Genomic DNA, 26,171 nt, shown 5'->3' on the forward strand with positions numbered 1-26,171 from the left:
GATGATTTACCATTAGTTGTTCATGAAAAACAAAGGAGGGATGTTCACATAAAATATAAATTGGGCTATAATAAAAATTAGTACTGCAATAATTTTGAAGGAGGCTTACATAACTATGGGAACTTGGGTTATTATAGCTGTTTCAATTGCATTTTTAGCAGCTATTTTTACTGCTGGATATGATGATAAGCCAGGAACAAATAAATAATTGAAGCCAAATAAAAAAATCTTCCTGTTTGGAAGATTTTTTTATTATTTTAAATGAGGATAGCCTTGTTGTCTTAATGCCTCATACACTAAGATGGCAGCAGTATTCGATAGATTTAATGAACGAACATTATCATTCATTGGAATTCGTAAAAAATGATCCTTATTATTAACTAGCAAATCCTTTGGCAAACCCGTCGTTTCCTTACCGAACATAAAATAATATTCTTTATTCACATCACTATAATCAAAAGCAGAATGTGGTTTCTCGCCAAAGGTTTCAATGTAGAAGAATTCCCCATTTTCATTTTTACTAAAAAACTCATCCAATGAGTCATAATAAGTAATATTTACATGATGCCAGTAATCAAGACCGGCACGTTTAAGCATTTTATCATCTGTTGAAAAACCAAGAGGTTTGATTAAATGTAGTTTCGTATCCGTTGCTGCGCATGTTCGCGCAATATTCCCTGTATTTGCTGGGATTTCTGGTTGATAAAGTACGACATGTATTGCCACGATTGTTTCACCTCATTATTGAACTATAACCTTATCCATTATAGCATAAGTTCCTTTTGATTAAGGATTATCTACAATGGTAAAAAATTTATATTGAATATTTGGTGTGTACGCTGTGGAATCCTCATATGCCCAGTAGCGCATCCGACTATTCGAAGTATGTGCATTTACAAGAGGCATGCCTAAAGCGTCTTTCCCGGTAACAATGGTATTATGATCAAAACGGCCATCTCCTTGGAAATCGTAACAAATGACGTCCCCAAGCATTAATTCATGTGGAGATCCGACTTCTCTTGCCTGTAAACCAGCTGTCGAAGAAGCTAGATAGATTCGTAAGGAATTAGCAACGCTCCAGCTATAGCTCCAATTATTACTCCTCATCCACCAGCCTTTGCTTTTATTCGGATATCCACGCATCGGTGCGCCTCCTGCATGAAGACATTGAGAAATATAATTCGTACAGTCCACTTCAAATTTTTTGTATGCAGGATTATATGAATTCCACCATTTTTCGGCATATTGAACGGCTTTCAAACGATCATATCGGTAGGAAATCCTTGGCATATCATCATTTTCCTCTAATTCAGCTTCTATTTGTCGCTGGTTCAAAATGATGTCTTCCTGATTTATCTCTCGGCTTTCATATAGTTTATCCTTATAAAAAGAGGCCAGGTGATGTTCCAACTTCTCCTCCATATACATCTTGTCTTTCTGTTTAATTAAATATTGCATGTGAACATCATAATGGACATACGTGTGATCATCTTCCTGTTTTCTATCCGTTATCGTTGTATTTGCCATAACCTTTACAATTTCTGCATTCCTATTTTGAAACGATTCGATCTTTTTTATTATATTTTCATTTTCATGGTCCTTTTTACTTTTCACATAGGCCTCAACCTGCCATTTTACGTGCGCTTTGATTTGATCTTTCATTTGCTTCCCTCCTCTAATTAATACATATGAAAGAGGAGCCTTTTCAAAACAAAAAAAGCAAAGTATAGTTATACTATATAATTCCATTTTCTTGAAGTAACATGATAAAAATAGAAAATAAATTGAAATATAATGTTAGTTTTAAAAAATTCCCACTTAAAAGGGGGCTTTTTATGAAATTCAAATTAATGGTATGGATTTTACTTCTTCCAATATTCTTGTTTTCCCTTGGAATTTTCTTTTTAGAAGTAGCATCTTATTCTACTTCACCGCCAGATCAAGGTGGAACGAACTTTTGGGTGGATTTCAAGAATGTTTGGTATCGCTCCGTATCATTTTATACTGCGCTTGTGATCATGTTTCTTTTGTTGTTTTTTAGTTTTTTAAAAAAGCGAGGATAAGCGTCTGATATTGTTTAACAAAAAAAACGCTTGGAGTTTGGTACTGCCCCTTTAAAATTATTTTTAGGAGTAACACCTTTCCAAGCGTTTTTATATTTATTGTTATACTTCGCCTTTTGTTTTGCGTATTGCTTTTTCAATTTCATTCAAAACATCCGGGTCTGTTTCTTTTTCATTTGAATGCTCTAATGCCATCGAAGCATCTTCTCCACCAATTTTCCCCAATGCCCATGCGGCTGTGCCACGTATAACAGGACGAGGATCCTCATTTAGTACCTGAATAAGTTCTGGAACCGAGGATTGTTCTTTAAAATGGGCTAATGCAATAATGGCATTTCTCTGAATTGGCTTTTTCCCTCTCCATGAGCCAGACATTTCCCCAAAATTATCCTTAAACTCACGATTACTAATCGTTAATAATGGGGTTAATCTTGGTTTGGCTAACTCAGGATCAGGTTCCATCTCTTCATGAAAATGAAAATCCATTCCTTTATTTTTAGGACATATTGTCTGACAGGTATCACATCCATAGATACGATTACCTAATTTATCGCGAAATTCTTCTTCAAGAAATCCCTTCGTTTGTGTTAAAAATGCGATGCAGCGCTGTGCATTCAGTTGTCCTCCTTGGACTAAAGCACCCGTTGGGCAGACATCAATACATTTATTACAGGATCCGCACTGATCTTCCATCGGTTCATCTGGCTCAAATGGTAGATTAGTGATCATTTCTCCCAAGTACACATAGGAACCAAACTCCGGAGTAATAATGGAGCAATTTTTCCCACTCCAGCCGATCCCTGCTCTTTGTGCTACTGCACGATCAACTAACTCACCCGTATCAACCATTGATTTAAATCTGGCCTCTGGTACCTTTTCCAAAATAAATTCCTCTAATTGCTTCAACTTTTCTCGTAAAATGGTATGATAATCGACGCCCCAAGACGCTCGACAAAAAATGCCACGTCTGTCCCCTTTTTTCCCTTGTGGTGACTCAGACATCTTTGAAGGATAAGCAAGAGCAATCGCAATAATTGATTTTGGTTGATCAAAAATCAAGGAAGGATTTACACGTTTTTCAATATCTTTTTCTTCAAATCCCGATTGATACCCGAGCTCCTGTTGTCGAATTAATCGATTTTTCATTTCAGTAAAGGTGTCTGCAGTGGTAAAACCTATTTTATCAATCCCGATCACCTTACTATATGAAATAATTTCTTGCTTCAGCTGAGAGATATTCATGTACGCTCCTCCTTCCTTTGTAGTAAACAAATAAAAAAACGCAATACCCCGTTCTTCTTGGAAAACGAAACACTGCGTTATTCAAAATATTATGTATGGAGCGGGTGATGGGAATCGAACCCACGACAACAGCTTGGAAGGCTGTAGTTTTACCACTAAACTACACCCGCAATATGAAATATATTTTAAATCTCTAATCGACTTTTTTATTATACAAATTTCTACAACATTTTTCAAGGGCTTTTATAAAAAAATTATTGAAAGTACATATTTTACATTAGACTTAAAGGAAGGGTAGTTTCCCCCCTCCCTTTAAAACCACTTATCTTCCGATCGGTTCCTTTTCAGGTATATGCCCTGATTTATTAACCTTTGTTTCTAGATAAAACTCATTGTATTCCGATTTATCTCCCCATAGTGGGATATGTTCATCAGCTAAAAGTCCAGATTCCTTTAGTGCAGCAAGTTTCTTAGGATTATTAGTAATTAAGGTCACTGGTTTGGAACGAAGGGATTGTAATACTGAAATCGCCTCATCATATGAACGGCTATCATCTGTAAATCCAAGTGCAAGATTTGCCTCAACCGTATCATAACCTTCTTGCTGCAATAAGTAAGCAAAGGATTTAGAGAATAATCCAATCCCTCTTCCTTCATGATTCGCAAGATAGAATAATGCCCCACTGCCATTTTCAACAATCATTTGCATGGATGTTCGTAATTGATACCCGCAGTCACAGCGTTTACTACCGAATATATCACCCGTATGGCAAATACTGTGCATGCGCACTAACGCTTTTTCAGCATCTTGGATATCACCGTAAACAAGAACTGAACATTGTTGCAAGGATGCTAAATCCAAATTAGGTAAGGAATCTAAAATTTCATCCTTTGATACATGTTCTTCTACAGCGAGCCATGTATACCACTTAAAATGGACAACCTGCTCTTCCAGCTGAACAGGAAGATTAATCGGTCCAACTAAGCAAATATTTTTATCTGAAAGTGAAATTAGTTTCATTTTATCGATAAGAAGATGTTTAACTTCTGATGAAATCATTGCTTTCTCCTCTTTTAAATTAGAATCATTATAATGTAAAGCAAGTTTATACTAAGTTTACTGATGGGTCAAGAAAATAAGATTTCCAATGGTTGAATATTAATAAGTATAATCTTTGCTTTTAATTTGTATGTCTTGTAAAACATTTCTTGGCTGGCTGCATGATCCTCTATTTATTGGTCATCATTTACTATTTTCCTTTATTATATTTAGCATTCAAATCATTTTTTGATTTTCCAATCAATGTCTTCGGTTCTCTGTTGATCACCCTGGTTAAATCAGATTTTCGGGAACGGATGGACTCCTTAGTTAACAAGTATATCATCCTTTATGATACAGTAACCATAATTATTGGTGGTTACTTAGAGGATCACATTCCATTTCGATAATTTTTTTATGTTGCTGGTGCTTGGGTAATGTTGATGGGATTTGCTCCTTTACTTAGTAAAGAGGTTCGACAATTAGAAAGGATTTAACCATTTTCATGCAGCGGTTGATTACCGGCAAGGTGAAATTTGTCTGGGCGGGAACTAATGAGAGCGGTTGGTTACCGTGCGGGGGAATTTTACGTGGGTTCGGGAACTAAAGTGACCGATTTATTACCCTGGAGGCGAAATTTGCCTAGGCACGGGAACTAAAGTGACTGATTAATTACCCTGGAGGGGAATTTTGCCTGGGCACGGGAACTAAAGTGACTGATTAATTACCCTGGAGGGGGAGTTTGCCTAAGTTCGGGAACTAAAGTGAACGATTCATTACCCTGGAGGGGAATTTTGCCTGGGGGCGGTAACTAAAGAGAGCGATTGGTTGCCCTGTAGGTGGATATTGCCTGGGCACGGGAACCTAAGAAACCGGTTGTTACCCTTAAGGAGGAATATACCGATTCTTCATTAAAATAACGGACTCACTGTCCGTTATTAATCCTTCATTTGTTATTGTATAGGCTGAAAAGCAACATTCCAGATTCCATCGTCATCTTTAATCATTTGAAAGCCAAGTTCACCATCTGGGCCTTGGAAGGAGATATATCCTTGATCATCACTCGTTTGTATAAATGTTCCTGTTCCAATGTTTTTAAATTTTTTTATAAGAGTTTCCTTCGTACCGCGATCTTCTTCAGGTATGGCACGGTCTTCTTCCTTTGTCCACTGGATATGTTCTTTACGGTCTGTATATAATGCATAGACGGCGTCATATTGTTGGTCAATTTCAGCTTTTACATATAGCTTTGCAATACTAATCGGACTCAAATCTTTTAAATGAACCTCATTCAAATCCTTAAGAAACAATTGATAAGCATTATTTTCTTCATTGGATAGAGTAAATTCCTCTTTAATAACAGGAGTTTTTTTCTTTTCTTCCATCGTCACGCGTGGAGACTCATGATTCATTAAAGAGAAACTAATTGCGCCGAAACTAATAAGCAGTAAAATCGTAAAAGCGGGCAGTAACCTAATCTTTTTGTTTGGCTTATTATTCCTTTGTATTTTTTGATACACTTGAGCCCGATCTTTTTCAGTAAAGACTGATTCAATACTAATATATTTGTCAATTTGCTCTTTTAATTCTTCACTTCTCATCCCACAGCCCTCCTAAGTCCTTTTCTAATGTTTTCTTTGCCCTTAATAATCTAGTTTTTACACCTGAGGGAGAGAGGCCAAGTAAGCTACTAATTTCATTTATTTTTAATTCCTTATAATAGTATAAAATGATTACTTCACGATATTTGATCGGCAAATCAAAGATGGCTTGAACAACCTTATCCTTTTGCTGACCATTGATCAAATAAAATTCAGGAGTTTTTGTTTCAATTAATGAGAAAAATTGAGTCGTTAAAAAGAGTTTTTTATACTTCCAAGATTTAAGCATATCCTTACATTTATTAATCGCAATTCGATATATCCATGTCTTTATATCCGAGTTTCCTTGAAAGGAATCCAGCTTTAAATAGATGGTGACAAATACATCTTGCGTTACATCCTCCGTTAGCGCCCAATCCTTTAAATAAGAATAAACTAATCTCTTTATCTCCTCTCCATACATCAACATTAAAGAGGTCAAAAAATCGGACTCCTCATTTATTTCCTCAATCAAAATTTCCCCACCTCATTTTTATCTCTTTTCAATTAGACGATTAAGGATCGAAATGGTTTCGGAATCTTCCTACTCTTTTTAACCGAGATTGTTCTAACATTTATAAGCTTCGTCCTTCACGAAGAAAATCTTACTGTAAACTAAAATAACACGATTAGTATAAATATTCCCTTTTATTGCTTTAGGAACCACTGTTTTTCCGGCCAACCAATCCTTTAAAGAGATTGTCAGTGGATCGGAATCGTACCCAATTCCTAAGATTACCTCTAATTTGTTTGGTAAATACACAACGGTATGCAGTGTTCCAAAATATTCTTTATAATGATGGAAAAATAATTTTGAATGGTTACCGTTAAAAGAATGGTAGGCTGATAAAGGCGTTAACCTCTGTTTAATTAATTTTAGTAGGTAATCTTTTCGATGAAGAGAACCTTGGATGGTCTCCCTATTTTTTCCCTTTAATGCTTCTGACTCAAAATGATTCGTACAAACCAGAGGGGTAGCAAACTTCACTATTTGTTTCTGTGGTGAAGCCTCAACAATTGCACCTTTCCCCTGTTTATCTGTAATCGAATAGTTGTAACAATATCCATGCGGAATATCTTTGATTAATTGAATCGCTTCATCAGTTGTTGCGCATTGGTCTAATACCATTCGAACGATGGTTGTAGCGATAAATCCTTCTTCTTTATACATTTGATTAACAAAATGCAAGCCTATCACAAGCCCTTTTTCATTCATACCGTCTAATCGGCCAATGATTTGTTGACTAAAGCCTATACTTGCATACCCTTTAATAGGATTCATAAGGACAAGCCGCGCATCGTACAATTGATCACTAAAATCATAATTACGGACGTAAAAGGAATCAGATACTAATGTAGTACACCCCATCTCAGGAAATATGACATTATAGCCACTATACCATTCTATTGCTGTATTTCTATCGATACCCAGCCCATCGGCCAATCCGTATATTTCTTCAAGTATGTTTGGATGTACTTTATTTAACTTTTCCCTTGCCTGGAAACAATTGAAGTCCGGATTTTTCTCCATGTTTTGATATGGTCCATTCCAGTTTGATTCCTGCCTCAATTGCTCCGCCTGTAAGCCCCCTATTTGATAGTTACTCCCCGTTAGCTCTACAACTTTAACGACTAACTCCTTTGGATCATTCATGCTTTATCCTCCTTTAAATTTTGTAACTGGCATAATTAAATCAAGATCGTTTAACTCTTCACCTCGATACCATTCTAAAACGGGACCTGTTGGTACCCAGTTATGGTCAACTGCAAATCTGATTAAATTTCTATACCCCTCTTTAATTTGTGAAATCGGAGAGTTAAAGCTTTGAGCAATACAAAGACAGGGTGGCATGTGTTCAATTTGTGCACCTTCAGGCAAAGCGGATAGACTGATCGATTTTGGTAGACCAAAGCCAATTTCTGCATTAATTGAATTCATTCCTGATAAATAACGAAGATAGCTGCTTTTGAAACGGATATTTCTCTCTAATAGTTCTTTGCCTCGTTCTCGAAAATGTGTGCCAAACTGACCAACCTCTGATTCTGCACCAAACCAAACAATGATTTCTTCCTTTCTTTCTATTAAATAAACAACTTCATTTTCATGTTGGCCTTCTAAATAGCGTAGACTGACGTTTAGTAATTCCTGCTTTTTCTTTAATGACTGAATCCACCTCGTCATCATTTGTTGGCGATTCTCCTCATTCCCACTAATATAAAGCTGAATTTCCTTTATAGAAATTCCAACTAGCCTTAAGCTAGAAATAAACTTGACCATTTCAATCTGGTCTTCCGAATAATAGCGATATCCATTTTCAAGTTTTCTTTTAGGTGATAATAAATGCTGCGTTTCATAGTACCGTAAAGCACTTTTAGAGATTCCTGTCCTTTCAGAGAAAGCTTGTATTGTCATTAATCCTTCCATAATTAATCCTCCCTTTCTTTAAGATAAACGTTAAAGTAACTTGAAGGTCAAGATAATTTTTCACAATAATCACAATGATTGAATGTTTATTTATGGTAAAATTATGTAAGAAGTGAGTTTCTCACTTATTTAAAAATACACCCAAATTCTATCTAACAATCTCTTTCCTTACGATCCTTTTCATCCTTTCAATTATTGGTGTCATTGTTTTAAACAAAAAACAATGAACAAAATAAATAAGGGAAACGCCCAATTTAAAGCGATTCCCTTTATGTTTAAATAAAACGAGTACCTTCTATAATTTAAATGGCGGTATAAAACGACCGTCGATATCTGTAAAATTATATTCCTTCGCTAAATCTCCCACTCTATATGCTTTTCCGCTCTTTTCTATTACATTGGCATCACTAGCTAAATGAGTAATTGCACGGCCAATATAATGAGGGGTTTCTGAATCCTTTAATTCCTCAGATTCCTGCCAATTTTCCTCAGCTACATGATGATGCTGTAACACAAGCTCTGTTCTCATGAATCCAGGTGAGACTGCAAGAACAGCAATATTGTCTTGTTTTAATTCAATTGACAGTCCATAAGCCATGCGAACTAATGAATTCTTAGCTAAATCGTAATAAAACTGTCCAGTATATTTATGATCGTCCCAAAATGTAGTGTGGACGATAAGGGCTTGTCGATTTTCACGGAGCAATGGAATGGCATAATGATTAGTGGCTAACTGTGCGCGCACACCAGCAGTAAACATCGTATCCCAATGTTTCAACGGTAGTTCCCAAAAAGGCTTCGCATCTACCCCAAGATCATGTGCCCCCCATACATTATTAATCAGAATATCTAATTTCCCTTGTTCCTTGCGTATTTGATTGATGACTGATTCAGTTTCCGTATCATTTGTATGATCACAGCGAATCGCGATTCCTGTTCCCCCATGGGCCTCTATTTCTGAAACGGTGTCATCAATGGTTCCTGGCCATGCATTTGTGGAATTTCCTTGCGTACTACGCCCTGTCACATACACTGTTGCTCCAGCCTTTCCTAATTCAATCGCAATCCCTCGTCCAGCTCCTCTACTGCCACCCGTTACAAGTGCAACTTTACCTTTTAAATTATTCATATTTCCCATTCCTTTCTTATCTTAGATATCCTCATTATAAAGGTTCATTCTTGACAACCTTTGTCATATTTCCTTAAATAAAACATAATAAATCTAAAAAAAAGGTGAGTTGGGATGAGAGGAGATCGCTTAATATCCATTCTTTTGCTGTTACAAACGCATGGGCAAATGACAGCTAAAGAACTATCTGAGAAATTAGAGGTTTCCGAGCGAACCATCTATCGCGATATGGAAGCCTTAAGCAGTACAGGAATACCGGTCTTTGCAGAACGTGGAAAAAATGGTGGATGGTCATTACTAGAGGGCTATCGAACAAATTTAACAGGGCTAAAGGAAGCAGAAATTCGGGCATTATTTCTTTCTCCTTCGTATCAATTTCTCGAAGATCTTGGTTTACATCGCACTTCAGAGGAAGCGAGAAATAAACTTCTAGCCTCTCTTCCAGAAAGTTATCGAAAAAATGCTCAGGACATATGGAACCGCATTCATATTGATACAAGTACATGGCGAGAACGGAAGGAAAAAATGGTGACCTTCGAAGTCCTGAAAAAAGCGATATGGGAAGAAAATAAATTGTTGATGGAATATGAACGTGCCGACGGAATTACAAACGAACGAATTGTCCATCCTTTAGGGCTTGTTGCCAAGGGAAGTCGCTGGTACTTTATAGCCGCTAAAGAAAATCATGAAATTCGAAACTATAGGGTTTCACGTATAAAAGCTGCGATGCCTATTAACGAAAAATTTAAAAGACCAACGGATTTTGATCTTGCCCATTACTGGAAAACCTCAACAAAGGCTTTTGTTGAAAACTTACCAACATATACTGTAGTGGTAGAAGTTACACCAGCGATCCTACCAAGGCTACAATTTTCAGACCGGTTCGTTCAACTTATAAAGATGAACAATAAAAATAAAAAGGGATGGATCCCTGTCGAGCTTTCTTTCCATACTGAAGAGGATGCTAAAGGATATATATTAGGATTCGCCGATCAAATGAAAGTGATTGAACCTAATGAACTGCATCATCAGATTCTTAGGATGGCCGAAGCTACGGTTTCGTTTTATCGACAGGAGAAATGATGTTGAAAATTTAGGAGAAAATAAATAGAAGGAGAAAAATAACCAAAATCATAAAAGGCGGTCTATCAAGTGATTTCCCACTTCATAAACCGCCTTTATTCTTTAGGCCTAATTAAGGAAGCTTTTTAATAAATACCACTTTAAGGTAATCGCCTTCTGGGAATTCTTTGATTGTTCGGAAATCATCAGGAAGGGAGAATTCCTCCATCAATTTATATTTCTTTCCAGATTCTTTAAAGGCTGTGTCGATAAATCCTTTAAATTTGCCCATTCCAAAGGTGCTGCAATTAGTAGAAGCAACAATAATTCCATGATCTTCTGTGATCGCAATCGCCTCTTTTAACAGGTTCTTATAATCTTTTTCCGCACTGAACACATATTTTTTTGATCGAGCAAAGCTTGGTGGATCAAGGATGACCATATCAAAAGAAAGCTGCTTTCTTACGGCGTATTTAAAATAGTTAAAGACATCTTCTACAATGATATCTTGTGCCTCATAATCAATTTCATTAATACTAAATTGTTCGATGGTTTTATTTAAGCTGCGATTGGCTAAGTCAACACTTGTCGTCTTTGTTGCTCCACCTAATGCAGCAAAGACTGAAAAAGCACCTGTATAGGAGAAGGTATTTAATACTTTTTTCCCTTTAGCATACTTATCTCGAATGGTTTTCCTTACCTCTCTTTGATCCAAAAAGACACCGACCATGGCACTCTCATTTAAATAGATGGCAAATTGAACACCATTTTCCTTAACGAGAATTGGAAATTGTCCTCGTTCACCAGTTACAAAATCATCCTCTTCAATATATTTTCCCTTCGTATCGAATCTTTTCTTTTGATAAATTCCTTTATAGTCAACTAGGTTTGTTAGTGATTGGATGATTTCTTCACGAAATTGGTAGATCCCTTTGCTATACCAATTGATTAAATAATACCCATCAAAATTCTCAATCGTTATTCCGCCTATGCCATCCCCTTCCCCATTAAATACTCGGAAAGCGGTTGTGTCGGAACTGCTATAATACGCCTCTCTTCTCTGAATGGCCATTTTTAACTTGCTTTCGAAAAAACGCTGATCAAACTGGGCACTTTCTTTTTGACTCAGAATCCAACCATACCCTTTATTTTGTCTACCATAATACCCTTTGGCAATAAACCTGTTCTTTTCGTCCACAAGCTTAATGATCGTTCCCTCTTCATCCAATCCATTTTGATTGATTAAGGCATCCTTCATAATTAAGGGATAGCCACTTTTGTATTTATTCACAAATTTCGATTTCACTTTAATAGTCAGTTCTTTTTTCATTTTTTCATCCAATCTACATTATGTTTTTTCACTATACTAATATACATCTCTTTTCGTAAAAACAACAAATGAAGTAATTAATGATAGGATCAACCATACTAATAAAACAACCATGGAAAATCCTAATGTCATCCCCTCGATAGGTGGACTTGAGCCATTTACATAATTCGTTAATTGAAGATTAACCATAAATAAATATTTCGCACTTTCCCATGATGAAACCATATTAACTAAGATTGCCCCGGCAATAAGTGCAGATAACATAATCCCCATTACAGCCGCTGTGCTCCGTAAAAGGACTGATAGCATAAAGGTTAAGCTACCAACAACAATACTGACAAACCATGCTAAACCAAATTCCATAATGATATATTTCCATTGCGGGATTGTATGGACATTCGCGGTCATCAATTCCGCACCGTTTGTAGAAAATCCTGTTAACATCGGCATGTTCCAGCCACTATAGCCAAAGACAACTCCTGACATAAGATAGGTAAGGATTGCCACACAAAGAATGATAAAGGAAATAGAATAAATTAACGCAATATATTTACTCAATAAGATTTGCCATCGTTTCACTGGCCGGGTCAGCAGTAATTTAATCGTTCCCCCACTTGCTTCAGAAGAAACTAAATCAGCAGCGATTACCATAACTAATAAAGGAAGCAGAAGACCAATCGCATTATCTACAAAAACACGCATAAAGGATGGTGCCCCTGGTGCATTGGGATTTATATTGTGATCCAGATAATATTGTTGCTGAGCCAGTCTAATTTTAAAATACTTCTCATAATCCTCTGGCAGTCTACTTGAAGTAAGACGATTTTGGATATCCACGATTTCTTGTTGCAGTTGAACCCGCCAATCGCTGGTCCCCATCTTTTTTTGTGTCGTTTTTACATCCTTATATTGTGCATAGGTAAAAATCGGGACGAGACACGCAACAATTAAAATAATCACAAAGAGACGTTTTTTACGAAAAAGCTTTAATTGCTCATTGAAAATTAAATTAATCAATCGAATTTCCTCCCGTCAATTCTAGGAATAGATCCTCCAAAGCTGGAAGAACTGTTTTCATTTCCATTACACGAACTCCTGCTTCGACCAGCTTTCGATTCCAATCAGCAATTTTCTCTTCGTTCAAAGGAGTAACTAATTGATCCTCGCTTCCTTCCTTCACGGTTGTCTCTTTCTCTAGTAGCATTTTAGCTTTCTCACGTGGTTCTACCCTCCAAATGACCCGTTCCTTTTCCGAAAGCAGGGCTTCTACTGTATCAATTCGGATAATTTCTCCACTTGTAATAATCGCTACCCGATCACATAATAATTGAATTTCACTCAATAAATGGGAGGATACGAGAACACTTAGTCCCTCTTCTTCGGCAAGAAAGCGAATGAATTCTCTCATCTCCCTTATCCCCGCTGGATCAAGACCATTCGTTGGCTCGTCCAAAATTAATAATTTAGGGTTTCCAAGTAAAGCTTGTGCAATCCCTAATCGTTGGCGCATTCCAAGGGAATAGGTTTTCACCCTATCATGAATTCGATTGGTTAACCCCACCATCTCTGTTACCTTATGTAAACGTTCGATTGGAATCGAAGGGTCCATTCTTGCAAAATACTCGAGGTTTTCCCAACCAGATAAATAAGGATATAATTCAGGATTTTCAACAATGCAGCCTAAGTTTTTCATCGCATGCTTAAAATCTGATTGAACATTCCTTCCCGAAATATAGATCGATCCGGAAGTAGGTTTAATTAAACCGACTAACATACGAATAGTCGTTGTCTTACCTGCTCCATTTGGACCGAGGAAACCAAACACCTCACCGGGCCATACATCAAAGCTTAAACCTTTAATAATCGTTTTCTTTCCTATCGTTTTACGTAAATCCTTCACTTGAAGGGCAGGAACCTGTTTCATTTTGATTTCCCCTCACTAAAATTAATCAAGCTCGCAACTCGTTCACCTATTAATTGATAGCCCGCTGCATTGGGATGAAATTTATCGCTAAATAAATAATCATTGACATTCAATTCGAAGAGATCAAATGTTGGTACATACACAATTTTTTGATAATTGGCCGCCAATTCCGCACTAGCAAAATTCCACTGTCGGACATACTCAGATGTTTGCTTTGATTCCTCCATCTCAATAAATGGATTATATAGACCTATATGAAAAATCGTCGCATGTTTATTTAATGAACGTAGCTTAGTATAGATTTGTTTTAGATTTTCGAGATAGGGCTTTTCAGATTGCGCATCCATTTCGCCACTTAATTCTAATAATGCCTCCCCCCCTTGAAAAAGGTCATTTCCACCTATGGTCAATAGGATAAGATCTGCATTCTTAATTTGACGTTGGATTTCTGTTTGCGCAAGTTGGTCCAGGAGTTGTGATGAAGTTTGCCCCTTAATCGCACTATTTGTCAGAAGGATTTTTTGCTTTGTTTTATCCTTCAATTCATCAATCATATACCCAATATATCCTTTGCCTTCTGGATCCCCTGTTCCCCTTGTTAAGGAATCTCCTAATGCAGTGATATTTAGATTCTGTTTATTTTTTGCTTCCGGAACGCTTTTCGTTGGGAGTTGATTGGCCGTGTCGATGTTTTTCGCTTCAGACCATTGATCCTGCAATACCCAACCAATTCCTAATAGACAAATAAACGCTGAAATAACTGATACGATTGAAATGAAAGTAATGAGTTTTTTGTTCATTTATCCATTCCTTCCCATATTTATTATTAACAGAATAGCAAAGCAGGGATTGAAATGAAACTTATCACTCCAAATTTTTGGGATTTCATATATGTAACTTATTTGTCATATATACGTCAAATAGAGTAACGAATCTGTATTTTATAAGGATGTGATAAGATGAAACGATTATGGAAGGGAATGGTTCTACTTTTCTTGGCAATGATTTTTTTAACTGCATGTAGTAGTAATAGTGAATCATCCAAGAGTAGTGACTCAGCAAAATATGAGGCCACTGAAAAAATGGCCCTCAATCATTCTACAGAGGAGGGCAAAGTTGGAGAAACGAAGGAAGATAAACAAGCTACTGCCAGTTCACAATCACGGATGGTCATTTATAATGCCACTCTTGATATGGAAGTAAAAAAAATCACTCAGGTACAGGAACAAATTACGCAAATGGTGAAACAATTGGGTGGGTATATTGTTGAACAAAATATGAGTCAAAACACCGAGGAACGAAAAGATAGCTCTTTAACCATTAGAATCCCTCAGGAACAATTTCATTCCTTTTTAAATAAGGTGAAAAAGCTCGGAGTAAAAACAGAGCATCAAAATATTTCTGGACAGGATGTAACCGAGGAATATGTAGATTTAACATCACGATTAAAAGCAAAGCAATTAGTGGAAAAACGATTGACCACATTTATGAATGAGGCGAAAGATACCAAAACATTATTGGAAATCTCAAATGAATTAGCTAAAGTTCAAGAGGAAATCGAAACGATTCAAGGTCAAATGAAGTATTTAGAAAATCAAACAAGCTTATCTACAGTGACCATCAATTTATTTGAGAAAACAGTCGTCGTTCCAGGATTTGATAATGATAAAAAAAATACATGGGATCAAACGAAAAAGCAATTTATGAACAGTATTAATTATATCGCTGCTTTCTTTTCAGGCTTATTTATCTTGATCATTGGGAATATTCCAATTCTTGCTATCTTAGCACTTATAGGAGGCATTAGTTATATTGTATGGCGACGAGTAAAAAAGAAAATAAATCATAAGGATGAATAAATGACCTCATGCTTCCATCAGAGACTGTCTCGAAGTGTTTAACACGTTCAATTGAGACAGTCTCTTGTTATTCGCGAAGTACACGAATGTCATTTCCTTAACCGTTACTTTTTGTTAAAATCCAATCTTGAACATCATTGATAATATCAATTCCAATTTGAATTTCAGCAAGGACAATCCCTTTACCAATAATTTTCAAGCAAGGGGAAAGAGTCGGCTTCGCAGGATTTATAGACCATACAACGGTCTCAATCGCGTTCAATGGAACACGGATATTGTTTATCACACCACTTGTAGTTAAATAACCATTCTCAATTACTATTTTATTTTTCTTCCAAATGAATTCAGTATTTGTTGTGGTTAACGTACTCATTTCTTCAAGGAGTGCCATTAGAAAATCCCACCTTATTTCAGTTTTACTTTCGGTCGACAAGCAATAACATAACACCTCTAAAATGCTGTTGTAAATACCTAATTAATGGAAAGGTATGATGTTCACAAAACATTTATAATTCGTTTGCAAAAATTTCATTAGTTTTTTTACTGAACATAGAATACACAATCCAATCTTCTGTTTTAGGAGTACCGATATTTCTTCATTGATGGCTAACTTGAATTTGGTTAAACAAGCAAGGAATGAAGTTCCTAAGCATGTCGTATTAGTAAACATGCTTCACTTGTTTTTTTCTAGCTTATACGATATCCAAAGATAAATAGCAATTCCACCGAAAGTAATCCATGGGCTTATCATTAGTTGTGTTTCGTTTTTCAATGGTGTTAAACCTAGCAAGTAATCAGGAAGTGTTAATAATGGTACAATAATGATTAGAATCAATGTTTTTGCCCAAATAGACATGGCGATGATAAATAGTGCTGTAATAACGCCGATAATGATGCTTCCCGTATTCCCAAAATGAATGATCGGAGTATCTACGGCTTTATTTAAGTAAATCAAACCAATAAATAAAACAATGGGTAGGATCACAATAGCAGCTATTATCAAACCTTGTTTCTTGATAGATTGATTCGTTGTTGAAATATATTTAAATCCCGTAAAAATAGAAGCAATAAATATTGCGGCAATCACAATATGCCCTATCAATTCTAAGACCGAATAGGAAAGCGTCCCTTTCAATAAATCCGGGAAAATTGTAAAAGAAAATGATCCAAAAACGATTAAGCAAATGTATTTGATCCATGCTCGCAAGTCAACAACCATTTCTTTAGAAACCATCTCCATATATTCTTTCGGAGAATTTCCAATGATTTTTTCAATGGGCTTTCCACTTTTTTCTGCTTCGAATAAATGGTCCTCCAATTCCTCTACAATTTCTTCAATTTCATTTGAATTTTTCCCACTTGAGAATAGGTATAGGCGTAAATTTTCCAAAAATGTCCTACTTTTTTCAGAAAGCTTTAATTCATGATTCAATTTTCTCATCTCCCTTTGATTGTTTTGGTTCTGATTCATAGTGTAGAACTCTATTTACATTGGTTTGTAAATAGTTCCAGCGCTCTATGAAATTTTCTAATTCAGCTTCACCCTTTGATGTAAGCGAGTAATATTTTCTTTTTGGTCCTGCAGTTGATTTTTTTAAAGTTGAAGTAATCAATTCCTCTTTTTGCATCCGCATTAACAAAGGATAAATCGTACCCTCACTAAATGAATGAAAACCATAGCTTTCGAGTTTTTCAGCCAATTCGTACCCGTATACTTCTTTATTCTTGATAATCGCAAGCAAACATCCATCTAGGATTCCTTTTAACATCTGGGTTGTAGACAAATCTCTCACCCCTTTCATATACCTTGCAATACAAGGGTTATTGGTATTGATCAATACCTTGCAATACATAATATACAATTAGTATAACTTCATTAGTCTTGTAATGCAAGGTATAATATTTTTAAAATATGGAGTTTTTACATATTACAAGAGGTCCACCTGTCTGATACCACCATCCGCATTGACTTTTTACTCGCTGTAACACCTAGTGTCTTTAACCAAGAGAATCCATTTTTATTTTCGATGGCAATGGCTAAAGGAAATCAAGAATTTTAAGTAACATGATTCCTACTCACCTTTCTCAGAAAGTAAAATCCACGGATGTTAAAAAAATAGCCATTAAAATTGATAATTAAATTCGCACATATTGCATCTGAGAAGTTAATAAAAAATGAGAAAAACCATTTTCATTACTAAAATGGTCCTTCTCATTTTTTTAGTATCTATTTTATTCTACCTCCCGTATCCTCACTTTTTCTCTGCTTCTCCATGTAAATCCAAGTGTAATAAACTCCCCAAGAGATCAAAGGGATAGCAAGTGTGTACGGTTTCAAATGAAGAGGTAAACTAAAGGCTAAAATAATTGTTAGAAGAACAGCCGGCGGAACAATAATAGCATATTTTTTCCAATCCAAATTTTATTCCTCCTCCCATTCTAGTTAAAAAAATAAGCCCTTCCAAAAGGACTTTTACTTTAGTTCTATTCCAATTAATTATAACAAAATTCCAATAATTTTAACATCCTATTTATGAATGAGTTGATTCCCCACCATCAACATGCAGAACTTGCCCTGTCACCAAACGTGAGTCATCTGAGGCAAGATATACATAGGTTGGAGCTAATTCGAATGGCTGGCCGATCCGTTTGAAAAGATTATTCCCGTGTAAAGCATTCATATCAGATGAGAAGCTTGCAGGAATTAGAGGTGTCCAAATTCTCCCCGGTGCAACCGCGTTGACCCGTATTCCTTGATCTGCAAGACTTTTCGCAAGGGATCGTGTCCAGCCAACAATCGCTCCTTTTGTCGCGGAATAATCGATTAAAAGTGGTTCCCCGGCATAAGTGACAACAGAAGTTGTACCAATAATGGAACTTCCAGGTTTAAGATGTGGCAGAGCAGCTTTGGTTGTATAGAAGTGGGAATAGAAATTTACTTTAAAGGTATCATCAAACTGTTCATCTGTAATATCCAATAAGTGATTTTGCTGGAATTGAATGCCAACATTATTACAAAGAATATCAAGCCCGCCAAAGGTCTGAACTGTTTTCTCCACAATTTCTACACAATGCGCTTTTTCCTTTACATCCCCTGGTAAAAGTAAACATTGCTGACCTAATTGTTCAATTCTTGCTCGTGTTCGATTCGCGTCCTCATGTTCTTCTAAGTATGCAATAGCAACATTTGCCCCTTCTTTTGCAAAGGCGATGGCTGCTGCCGCTCCAATTCCACTATCTCCTCCAGTGATTAGAGCAACCTTCCCCTTCAATTTGCCGCTGCCTTTGTAATTAGTATTCTCAATAATTGGTTTTGGCACCATAAGATCCTCACGACCAGGCTGACGAAGCTGACGTTGTTCAGGATTACTCAATGGGATCTCTTCATAGCGAGTGATTTTCCCATAATTCGGATACAAGGGGTATGGGTGAGTAATTTGATTTTCTTTAAACCACTGCTGTAATGCCCTCATTTCTGCTAGTTTTCCGTCAATTTCCTGCTGATTTCTCTCTTCATTTGGCTTTTCTTCTTGATTCAAATTGACAACCTCCTACATGAATTTCTTCTTCGATACAGTATGAATAGGCTAATATACATGTGCATGTCTAGTACCTCGATAAAAGACTTGCTCAAAACCATTCTAAAAATCATACGTATAAAAAAAAGGAGGCGACACCATTGCAATTTGAATTTCATATGCAAGTAAAGGATCTTCTAATCAATCATTCGAATGAGAAAGTCACGATGCACTATATGGATCACTCATGGTTACTGCCGATGATTGGCAATAGACCACCTTATTATACAAAACCGCGCTATGAACCATATTATTCGGTTATATAATACCTCTATGCTTTGGCCTATGTCCTATTCATGTGACCTAGGCTATTTTTTATTCTATTTCTACTCATTTTTTAGCATTTCAGCAAGTCTACTTAGTTCATCCTGCCGTTTTATCCGGTAGCTCGTTCCTTCCTTTTTTAAAAATCCTTTCTCACAAAATTGGGCAAAAACATACAATAAATGGCGATAGGATACGCCTAAAAAATCACATACAGTCACATGCTTTTCCTTATATACATCATGATCTGCCGTTTGCAAAATGAAATCTGCCAACCGATTTTCTAAAGGAAAAGCGAGGCTATGCGAATACTTTGCCGCGATTCGGGTTGCCTTTGCACTTAAAAACATAGAAAGCTCGCGAAGAAAAGTCACATCCTCTAGCAGCTTTGCACGACAGCTTTGAAAAGGGATGGCAAAGCAAATAGTCGTCGTAGAGGTTTGAATCCCTTTTGAATAGTACACCTCATTTAAAAGCTCCATTTCCCCAATAAAATCATGCACATTGATAAAATTGAGTAAGGAAGTCTTGCCATTTTGATGGGTTACATAAATTTTTGCTTTTCCCTCAATGACATAAAATAAATAATCAGGACGCGTTCCTTCTTTAATAATCCATTCACCACGCTGATATTCATGGACTTGTATATATTCAGTAATGGGAAAAGAAAATAGATGGGCAATCGAATAGGTTTCAATATAATGCTCTCTTTTTTCCTGTTTATAATTTTCCATGATCCACCTCTAAAATATGAGATTTCTCACATTATTGTACGGTTCTTCGTGATATCATGCAATCAACGGAGGGAAAGAGAATGAATATACAACGCTGGATGAGTCGACAGTTTTTTACTTTCTTTATGACATGGGGGATTTTTCTACCTTACTGGACAGGTTGGTTGATTAATGCCAAAGGGATGACGGTATCACAAGCCAGCTTGATTATGAGTCTAGGACTTTTAGCAAGAGGACTTTCAACTCTACTAGCATTTCCTTATTTATCAGGGAAATTTAGTAGTAAAACCTTATTAAATGGAATGGGGATTGCAACATTAATTTCAATTCTATGTTATATCCCAGCCAATTCCTTTACTAGTTTACTTGTGATTACCCTACTCTTCCATTTTTGTTACCCTGCACTGATGCCTGCATTAGATAGTGCAGCAGGAATTCTTGTTCAACATAATCAATTGAAACATTATGGAAAGAGTCGTTCTTGGGGATCGATTGGTTTTGTCATAGCTGGCTTGATTTTAACTGTTTTTACTGGGGCACTTGGGGATCAAGTGATTTTATGGATGATGTTACTTGGTACAATGGTGTTAGTATATCTCAGCTTATTACGTGCACCTGATGTGCTAACAGTAAAACCAAAAGTGGATAAAGCAAATCAAGGTGGCATGCTGAAATTATTTACGATTAAACATTTTGCTTTAGTACTTTTAGTCGTTATTTTATTACAAGCTGCCCATGCCTCTTATTATAATTATGGCTATATTTATTTACAGGAACTTCATGCACCAAAATATTTAATTGGTGTCATTATTAATATCGCGGTTATCGCAGAAATTATTTTCTTTTCTAGAGCAGATAAAGCGTTTCATAAGTTTTCAGTCGGCTCCTTACTGGCCTTGGCTGCACTCGGTTCAACCATCCGCTGGATCTTACTATTTGCCTTTCCGAATGTCATTGTCTTCTGTCTTGCGCAAACATTACATGCCTGCTCATTTGCGATGGGTCATTATGCATTTATGAAATACTTAATAAAGAATATTCCACATGAACAGATTCCGAAGGCACAAGGGATTTATTCCGCTCTCGCTCTAAGCTGGAGTACTGCCGTATTTACGATCTTCGGTGGCTATTTATATGAAATCGAGCCAAGATACGCCTTTATCGGGATGATTGTTTGTACCGTTCCAGCAATGATGCTTGCGCTTGTTTATCGGAAAATGAATCAAAAACAGCAACTACAAGAAATGAATACAGATTTGCCTTCATAAGGGAAAACAATGCTTCAGGCAAAATAGGAAGATCGATTGTCGTAGAGATGGTTCGTTTGAAAACGGAAATTGAATTGTTACGCATTTAATAATAGATAACAGATAAAAACCGAATGTAATTCTTTTACATTCGGTTTTTCTTATTATAATCGACAAGTTTTATAGAAATTGTGTAAAGTTTTATATATAAAATGACAAGTTTTCTTTACATATGGAAATGTATATGATATTCTCCTTATATAAGGAAAGGAGTTGCTTTAATTGAAAAAAGAGGAAATTTTAATGAAAAGCCGACTTGAAAATGAAAATATGGACGAAAGAGAACGGAAAATAGATGATGATTCTGCTTATCAAGGAATGATAGGGATACTTGTAGTAGTATTTATCTATCTCTTCTTCAAAATGTTTATGAATCAACCCGTAACTGATATGCTTTCTATTTTGACAGCCAATCTTACAGTCATATCATTTTATAAATATAAAAGAATACCAAATAAAAAATTCTTCCTTATTAATGCGATTGTGGGAGCAGTCGCAACAATTGGATTCGCCACAGCCTATGTGATTGGTGTGATTTAAAGAGATGGATGAAAAGTTAATATTAAAGAATAGATTAAAAGTTGCCAGAGCAGAAAAAAGCCTATCCCAAGGAGATTTAGCTAAACTGGTCGGTGTTTCTCGGCAAACGATTAGTGCCATCGAAACTGGTCAATTCAGTCCTACAGCAAAGTTAGCATTAATCCTATGTATTGCACTGGATAAGAAATTCGAGGATTTGTTTTATTTTGATTAGGATATATAAAAAGAGAGTTATTTTTCGTGAATAACTCTCCTTTTATATGTTTTTTATATCGTAAAAAAGAACCAGACTTAATTGGCCTCTTTCTCTCTCATGAATGTATAATAGACAGCACTGGTAATACCATTAATTTGCTCCGCAAACGATGAAACGATCATCCATCCTTCTGCACCATATTCATTCAATAATTGATCATTTTCCATGGTCGTTTTAAAAAATCCTTTACTCTCAATTTTTATCGTTTTATATTCATATGTATTCATCGTATTAACCGTACCTCACTTGTAATCTCATATTATTTGAAGCTTCTATAAACAGCCCATCACCGTATCGCCAAATGCTCGAATGTCAGATAAATAATCATAGGTCGGTGTTGAACCGTAACGATTAAACATTCGAACGGCCACTACATCATGTTCTGGAATGACTAATAATGCTACATTCGTATAACCTAATATTTGATAAGAGCCCTTTGGTACAAGATGGCCAATTTCTGTTTTCGCAGCAGGCAACTCCTTCACAAACCATAAAAATCCGTTTTGAGGAAGATCCTTATCGAGTAATATTGGACTTTGGAGCGTAGTAGCAAGCTTTAGGATATCCGCTGGTACGACTTGTTTTCCATTAATAAACCCTTGTTTCAAATGTACATATCCCCAATAAGCAAGCTCTCTCGTGGAGACATACATATTCTTTTGATCTCCATCCGTTCCCTTACTTGTCGACCAAAATTTATCATTTGCTTGTCTCATCACCTCTACTAACTGCTCCTTCGGTTCGTCATACCATCCCGTTTCCTTAAAGGCTAATGGGGTAAATACCATCTCATCTAAGATCTGAGCAACCGTTTTTCCCGTTGTAATTTTTACAATTTGTGTTAGAAAATCAATATTAATATCGCGATAGGCCCAGCTTTGTCCCGGAGCAAATTCTCGTAGGATTTTCCCATCATTCGTCGACAAACCATGTGTATGGGTGAGTAAATGTCGAATTGTTGTTTCTCCTAAAAGTTCATTATTGATGTCTTTTAAATAGGTAGTTACCGCATCATCAATCGATTTAATATACCCATTCTGGACAGCATAGGCTACAGCAAAACCAATATAACTTTTCCGCACAGATGCCACATGAAATTGTGAATCCTCTTGAATCGGACGTGCATGACGTGTTGTAGAATGACTCCCCCAATATTCCTCCGCCACAATCTGATCCTGATGAATGATCATCACACTTGAACCTGAACAATCTAACATCGTAGAAGTATTTTTCACATGTGAAATAACCGAATAAAATTGATTATTTACTGCCTTATTAATGATCATTGATCCCCCTACTTTCTACTCTTTACTGTGTTTCAAGGAAACTAGCAAAACATCTATGATTGAATCCACATAGAACTATGTATTATTGATAATACGTTTAACAGGGGCTTTAGGTTTCACATGGGTGGGACACGGGGTCAGGTACCATGTCCCACCATGTCCCATTGGAAGATACATAGAATCCGTTTAAACGGTTTGCCCTTTATTCCCACCAATGCTTCATTTCACTGAAACCAACATCCCACAGTTTAGCGTTTCCGGATACGATAATCGTAATCTTATTTACCTTTTCAAATGGTATGATTAGCGTAACTTCTGTTTTGAAATTTTCCCCATCATATTGAGCTCTCACGTTTCCGTCCGCGATTATAGTCACTTCTCCTTTGTGATCGTCATTATCTGAAAATCCGAAATAGGAATACAATGTTACATCCTTTTTGTTTCCCAACATATAGATATATTTGGTGCTATTTTTACCTTTACTGGTATACACGTTCATTTTAGGCTCGATTATTTTTCCTGCTACAGTGAAACTTTGAAGATTTTCAATCATAGGTAGATTTCCTGTCATTTCTTTCACATCATTTAATGCTTGAATGGGGCTTTCTCTTTTCTTTAAAGCAAAGTTGATCGATTCAGAGATGACCATTATTCCAATGAGAAATACACCAATAGATAAAATTGAAAGCATGAGTTTTTTTAAAGTAACTTTTGAAGAAAATCCTACTTTATAAGCACAAAATCCTATCGCTGCACCTAATGTATTAGAAATTACATCATCTACATCAAAGGTACCAAGAAAAGTTAAGGACTGTAGGGTTTCCAGGACGAGAATAATCAAGATAAATATGAATATGAATTTCTTAAAACTTACACGATATAATAGGGGAATGAAAACTCCGAAAGGAATAAAAGCAGCAATATTTCCAAAATCGTATATCCATCCAAAAGATAGTCTTGGAAAGGTAAGTGGTGGATATTCTGGAATTAGCAAGAATTCATATCCATAATTGGTTGCATGTTCTAATCTATTAAAAGCCAGAAAAAGAAAATATAGAATTAGAATGGTATATAGAATGGTTCCTGCAAAGATAAGTTTTCTTAATTTAGCACTCATCATTTTTGTTGTTCTCCTTTGATTATATGTATATGGATTTAGATCGTACAAAACGATGGAACGTCCTACCTAATCATAAACTGATTAAGTTTATTAAATGATCTTCTCTGGATGTAGTATTGGTTCATTCATATGTGTATTATCTAGTTAATACACTTGCTGTATGTATTATATAGTTCATACACAAGAAGTGTCAAGCGAATTTTAGGGAGGCTGTTTTTGTACAATGGGCCTATGAGATTCTTGGTGGAATCTTCGAATGAAGTAGATGAAATATTTCATCGCTTAGTGGAGGGAAGAATTGAATTGTTAAAAACTACACAAGATGAGAGGGAGTAGCTAACATCGCTAATTGAAGTTTCCGGTCTTGTCTACAAAAATGGCAAAAAAGTTTTCTACTGATTAATAGTTCCCGGTGCAAAAAGTATCAACAGGCCAACTATTTGGGGGCTCTTCCCTTTTCGCTTATTACCTTCAATAAAAAGGCGTTAATCCATATTAATTAACGCCACCATTTTTTAGTGAAAATCTTCACAAAATTATTTTTTCACCGTTTATACTAACATGAATATTTCCTTTACTTCGATATGAAATGAGATATAGGAGTACCAAAAAGCTGTTATATAGATTCTATCTTTCAATCGTTTAAGATGCCAAATCATGCAGTAACGTATTCACTCAATTTTAAATTGATAATACTCTCTATGCATTAATTTTTTTGAATGCTAAACGTTCCATCTTTGCACGTTTTTCAGTATTGCTATCCAAACTACCTAACATTCGATTTTGTGGTCTCAGTAGCCATGAAGCGATGTTGAGTGCAGCATATGAAAGAGGAAGAATAATATTAAAACCGTAATCACCATAATCATTAGCTAACACATGTGATAGAGCCGCACCAGTCATTAAAAAGAAGATACCAGCGTGAACCCATTCTTTCAGACGAGGAAAACCAGGCATGAGGAGTGCGATAGCTCCGAGTACTTTCCATATCCCGAGAATGGTTAAAATATATAATGGGTAACCAAGATTCGTCACTAACTCGATGTTCCCCCCAAATTGCATGAGTTGCCCGATACCACTTAACATAATAGCAAATACAAGTAGTGAAGTAACTGTCCAATAAGCAATCATTTTTCCTTTTGTTTTCATCCTTTGATCCCTTCCTTTAATCATTGATTTTAAAATGAAATACCATTTGTTCTTACCCGTCTTTTCCTATTTTGCAAAGCTATTCTTCAATTTGACATGATCAATCTATTGTTATCATTCACTCTTCAGATAGTGGAAAAGGGGATAACCCCCATTAGCAGAGTAAAAGTAAATAAGGAAAATAGCCGCATCTATTGGGGTTTGCAAGCTAGTGAAAGCAATTT

30 protein-coding genes and 1 tRNA gene are annotated in these 26,171 nt (G+C 36.1%); 7 read left to right on the forward strand and 24 right to left on the reverse strand.

The annotated features are described in order from the left end of the window. Positions 1-252 precede the first annotated feature (252 nt). Complete coding sequence (trmL, locus tag I5818_RS18980; protein ID WP_058003377.1) at positions 253-726, reverse strand: tRNA (uridine(34)/cytosine(34)/5-carboxymethylaminomethyluridine(34)-2'-O)-methyltransferase TrmL; 474 nt, start codon at positions 724-726, stop codon at positions 253-255. 60 nt (positions 727-786) lie between these two features. After that, on the reverse strand, positions 787-1,662 hold the full coding sequence (locus I5818_RS18985; RefSeq protein WP_078109748.1) for an amidase domain-containing protein: 876 nt from the start codon (positions 1,660-1,662) through the stop codon (positions 787-789). Between the two features lie 173 nt (positions 1,663-1,835). Here I5818_RS18985 and I5818_RS18990 point away from each other — a divergent pair, with 173 nt between their 5' ends. Further along, on the forward strand, positions 1,836-2,063 hold the full coding sequence (locus I5818_RS18990; RefSeq protein ID WP_071976745.1) for a hypothetical protein: 228 nt from the start codon (positions 1,836-1,838) through the stop codon (positions 2,061-2,063). A 102-nt stretch (positions 2,064-2,165) separates the two neighbouring features. Here the strand turns inward: I5818_RS18990 and queG are convergent, their stop codons facing one another. From queG to I5818_RS19030, 8 genes are all read right to left on the reverse strand, one after another. Beyond that, positions 2,166-3,305, reverse strand: coding sequence for a tRNA epoxyqueuosine(34) reductase QueG (gene queG, locus I5818_RS18995; RefSeq protein ID WP_071976746.1), 1,140 nt, complete (start codon positions 3,303-3,305; stop codon positions 2,166-2,168). Between the two features lie 96 nt (positions 3,306-3,401). After that, a tRNA-Gly gene (locus tag I5818_RS19000) sits at positions 3,402-3,475 on the reverse strand. 152 nt (positions 3,476-3,627) lie between these two features. Then, positions 3,628-4,365: a GTP cyclohydrolase II gene (locus I5818_RS19005; protein ID WP_058003373.1), complete on the reverse strand. Its 738-nt coding sequence runs from the start codon at positions 4,363-4,365 to the stop codon at positions 3,628-3,630. Between the two features lie 932 nt (positions 4,366-5,297). Beyond that, positions 5,298-5,945 carry a hypothetical protein gene (locus I5818_RS19010; RefSeq protein ID WP_235849580.1) on the reverse strand — a complete coding sequence of 216 codons (648 nt, stop codon included), beginning with the start codon at positions 5,943-5,945 and terminating at the stop codon, positions 5,298-5,300. Further along, a complete protein-coding gene (locus I5818_RS19015) occupies positions 5,935-6,459 on the reverse strand; it encodes a sigma-70 family RNA polymerase sigma factor (protein WP_058003371.1) in 525 nt (174 codons plus the stop codon). The genes I5818_RS19010 and I5818_RS19015 overlap by 11 nt, the downstream gene beginning before the upstream one ends. A 93-nt stretch (positions 6,460-6,552) precedes the next feature. Next, positions 6,553-7,638 (reverse strand): C45 family autoproteolytic acyltransferase/hydrolase, encoded by a 1,086-nt coding sequence (locus tag I5818_RS19020; RefSeq protein WP_078109749.1) that lies wholly within the window; start codon positions 7,636-7,638, stop codon positions 6,553-6,555. 3 nt (positions 7,639-7,641) lie between these two features. Beyond that, a complete protein-coding gene (locus I5818_RS19025) occupies positions 7,642-8,409 on the reverse strand; it encodes a MerR family transcriptional regulator (RefSeq protein ID WP_078109750.1) in 768 nt (255 codons plus the stop codon). A 295-nt stretch (positions 8,410-8,704) separates the two neighbouring features. Beyond that, positions 8,705-9,538: an SDR family oxidoreductase gene (locus tag I5818_RS19030; RefSeq protein WP_078109751.1), complete on the reverse strand. Its 834-nt coding sequence runs from the start codon at positions 9,536-9,538 to the stop codon at positions 8,705-8,707. A gap of 114 nt (positions 9,539-9,652) precedes the next feature. Here I5818_RS19030 and I5818_RS19035 point away from each other — a divergent pair, with 114 nt between their 5' ends. Continuing rightward, on the forward strand, positions 9,653-10,621 hold the full coding sequence (locus tag I5818_RS19035; protein ID WP_078109752.1) for a helix-turn-helix transcriptional regulator: 969 nt from the start codon (positions 9,653-9,655) through the stop codon (positions 10,619-10,621). Positions 10,622-10,733: 112 nt separating this feature from the next. Here the strand turns inward: I5818_RS19035 and I5818_RS19040 are convergent, their stop codons facing one another. From I5818_RS19040 to I5818_RS19055, 4 genes are read right to left on the reverse strand one after another with little or no spacing between them, the layout of a single operon-like run. Next, positions 10,734-11,930, reverse strand: a complete 1,197-nt coding sequence (locus I5818_RS19040) for a class I SAM-dependent rRNA methyltransferase (RefSeq protein WP_078109753.1) — start codon at positions 11,928-11,930, stop codon at positions 10,734-10,736. Positions 11,931-11,966: 36 nt separating this feature from the next. Continuing rightward, complete coding sequence (locus I5818_RS19045) at positions 11,967-12,947, reverse strand: ABC transporter permease (protein WP_078109754.1); 981 nt, start codon at positions 12,945-12,947, stop codon at positions 11,967-11,969. After that, positions 12,940-13,854, reverse strand: a complete 915-nt coding sequence (locus I5818_RS19050; RefSeq protein ID WP_078109755.1) for an ABC transporter ATP-binding protein — start codon at positions 13,852-13,854, stop codon at positions 12,940-12,942. The genes I5818_RS19045 and I5818_RS19050 overlap by 8 nt, the downstream gene beginning before the upstream one ends. After that, positions 13,851-14,654: an SGNH/GDSL hydrolase family protein gene (locus I5818_RS19055; RefSeq protein ID WP_078109756.1), complete on the reverse strand. Its 804-nt coding sequence runs from the start codon at positions 14,652-14,654 to the stop codon at positions 13,851-13,853. The genes I5818_RS19050 and I5818_RS19055 overlap by 4 nt, the downstream gene beginning before the upstream one ends. 159 nt (positions 14,655-14,813) lie before the next feature. On the opposite strand from I5818_RS19055, the gene I5818_RS19060 reads away from it, so the two are divergent. Then, positions 14,814-15,713, forward strand: coding sequence for a DUF4349 domain-containing protein (locus I5818_RS19060; protein WP_078109757.1), 900 nt, complete (start codon positions 14,814-14,816; stop codon positions 15,711-15,713). A gap of 97 nt (positions 15,714-15,810) precedes the next feature. Here I5818_RS19060 and I5818_RS19065 read toward each other — a convergent pair whose 3' ends face one another. From I5818_RS19065 to I5818_RS19085, 5 genes are all read right to left on the reverse strand, one after another. Continuing rightward, complete coding sequence (locus I5818_RS19065) at positions 15,811-16,104, reverse strand: hypothetical protein (RefSeq protein WP_058003359.1); 294 nt, start codon at positions 16,102-16,104, stop codon at positions 15,811-15,813. A 282-nt stretch (positions 16,105-16,386) separates the two neighbouring features. Then, positions 16,387-17,145, reverse strand: a complete 759-nt coding sequence (locus I5818_RS19070; protein ID WP_078109758.1) for an HAAS domain-containing protein — start codon at positions 17,143-17,145, stop codon at positions 16,387-16,389. Continuing rightward, on the reverse strand, positions 17,135-17,482 hold the full coding sequence (locus I5818_RS19075; protein ID WP_209391945.1) for a PadR family transcriptional regulator: 348 nt from the start codon (positions 17,480-17,482) through the stop codon (positions 17,135-17,137). The genes I5818_RS19070 and I5818_RS19075 overlap by 11 nt, the downstream gene beginning before the upstream one ends. 458 nt (positions 17,483-17,940) lie before the next feature. Continuing rightward, on the reverse strand, positions 17,941-18,132 hold the full coding sequence (locus I5818_RS19080) for a hypothetical protein (protein ID WP_078109760.1): 192 nt from the start codon (positions 18,130-18,132) through the stop codon (positions 17,941-17,943). Between the two features lie 112 nt (positions 18,133-18,244). Next, positions 18,245-19,186 (reverse strand): SDR family oxidoreductase, encoded by a 942-nt coding sequence (locus I5818_RS19085; RefSeq protein WP_078109770.1) that lies wholly within the window; start codon positions 19,184-19,186, stop codon positions 18,245-18,247. 206 nt (positions 19,187-19,392) lie between these two features. On the opposite strand from I5818_RS19085, the gene I5818_RS19090 reads away from it, so the two are divergent. After that, entirely contained in the window at positions 19,393-19,557 is a 165-nt protein-coding gene (locus I5818_RS19090; protein ID WP_169846881.1) for a hypothetical protein, read from the forward strand. A 60-nt stretch (positions 19,558-19,617) separates the two neighbouring features. Here the strand turns inward: I5818_RS19090 and yeiL are convergent, their stop codons facing one another. Next, positions 19,618-20,289: a transcriptional regulator YeiL gene (gene yeiL, locus I5818_RS19095; RefSeq protein WP_078109761.1), complete on the reverse strand. Its 672-nt coding sequence runs from the start codon at positions 20,287-20,289 to the stop codon at positions 19,618-19,620. A gap of 80 nt (positions 20,290-20,369) precedes the next feature. Here yeiL and I5818_RS19100 point away from each other — a divergent pair, with 80 nt between their 5' ends. From I5818_RS19100 to I5818_RS19110, 3 genes are all read left to right on the forward strand, one after another. Continuing rightward, positions 20,370-21,557: an MFS transporter gene (locus I5818_RS19100; protein ID WP_078109762.1), complete on the forward strand. Its 1,188-nt coding sequence runs from the start codon at positions 20,370-20,372 to the stop codon at positions 21,555-21,557. Positions 21,558-21,818: 261 nt separating this feature from the next. Continuing rightward, positions 21,819-22,136 (forward strand): DUF6442 family protein, encoded by a 318-nt coding sequence (locus I5818_RS19105; protein ID WP_058003353.1) that lies wholly within the window; start codon positions 21,819-21,821, stop codon positions 22,134-22,136. A 4-nt stretch (positions 22,137-22,140) separates the two neighbouring features. Further along, positions 22,141-22,350, forward strand: a complete 210-nt coding sequence (locus I5818_RS19110; RefSeq protein ID WP_058003352.1) for a helix-turn-helix transcriptional regulator — start codon at positions 22,141-22,143, stop codon at positions 22,348-22,350. Positions 22,351-22,427: 77 nt separating this feature from the next. Here the strand turns inward: I5818_RS19110 and I5818_RS19115 are convergent, their stop codons facing one another. The 4 genes from I5818_RS19115 to I5818_RS19130 form a co-directional block, all read right to left on the reverse strand. Continuing rightward, positions 22,428-22,619, reverse strand: a complete 192-nt coding sequence (locus tag I5818_RS19115; RefSeq protein WP_071976763.1) for a DUF4177 domain-containing protein — start codon at positions 22,617-22,619, stop codon at positions 22,428-22,430. A 45-nt stretch (positions 22,620-22,664) separates the two neighbouring features. Then, positions 22,665-23,678, reverse strand: coding sequence for a serine hydrolase domain-containing protein (locus I5818_RS19120; protein WP_078109763.1), 1,014 nt, complete (start codon positions 23,676-23,678; stop codon positions 22,665-22,667). A 202-nt stretch (positions 23,679-23,880) separates the two neighbouring features. Next, a complete protein-coding gene (locus I5818_RS19125; protein WP_235849581.1) occupies positions 23,881-24,798 on the reverse strand; it encodes a VanZ family protein in 918 nt (305 codons plus the stop codon). Between the two features lie 699 nt (positions 24,799-25,497). Then, positions 25,498-25,971 carry a DoxX family protein gene (locus tag I5818_RS19130; RefSeq protein ID WP_078109764.1) on the reverse strand — a complete coding sequence of 158 codons (474 nt, stop codon included), beginning with the start codon at positions 25,969-25,971 and terminating at the stop codon, positions 25,498-25,500. Positions 25,972-26,171 lie beyond the last annotated feature (200 nt).

It is taken from the genome of Heyndrickxia oleronia, assembly GCF_017809215.1.
In the GTDB taxonomy this organism is placed as follows: Bacteria; Bacillota; Bacilli; order Bacillales; family Bacillaceae_C; genus Heyndrickxia; species Heyndrickxia oleronia.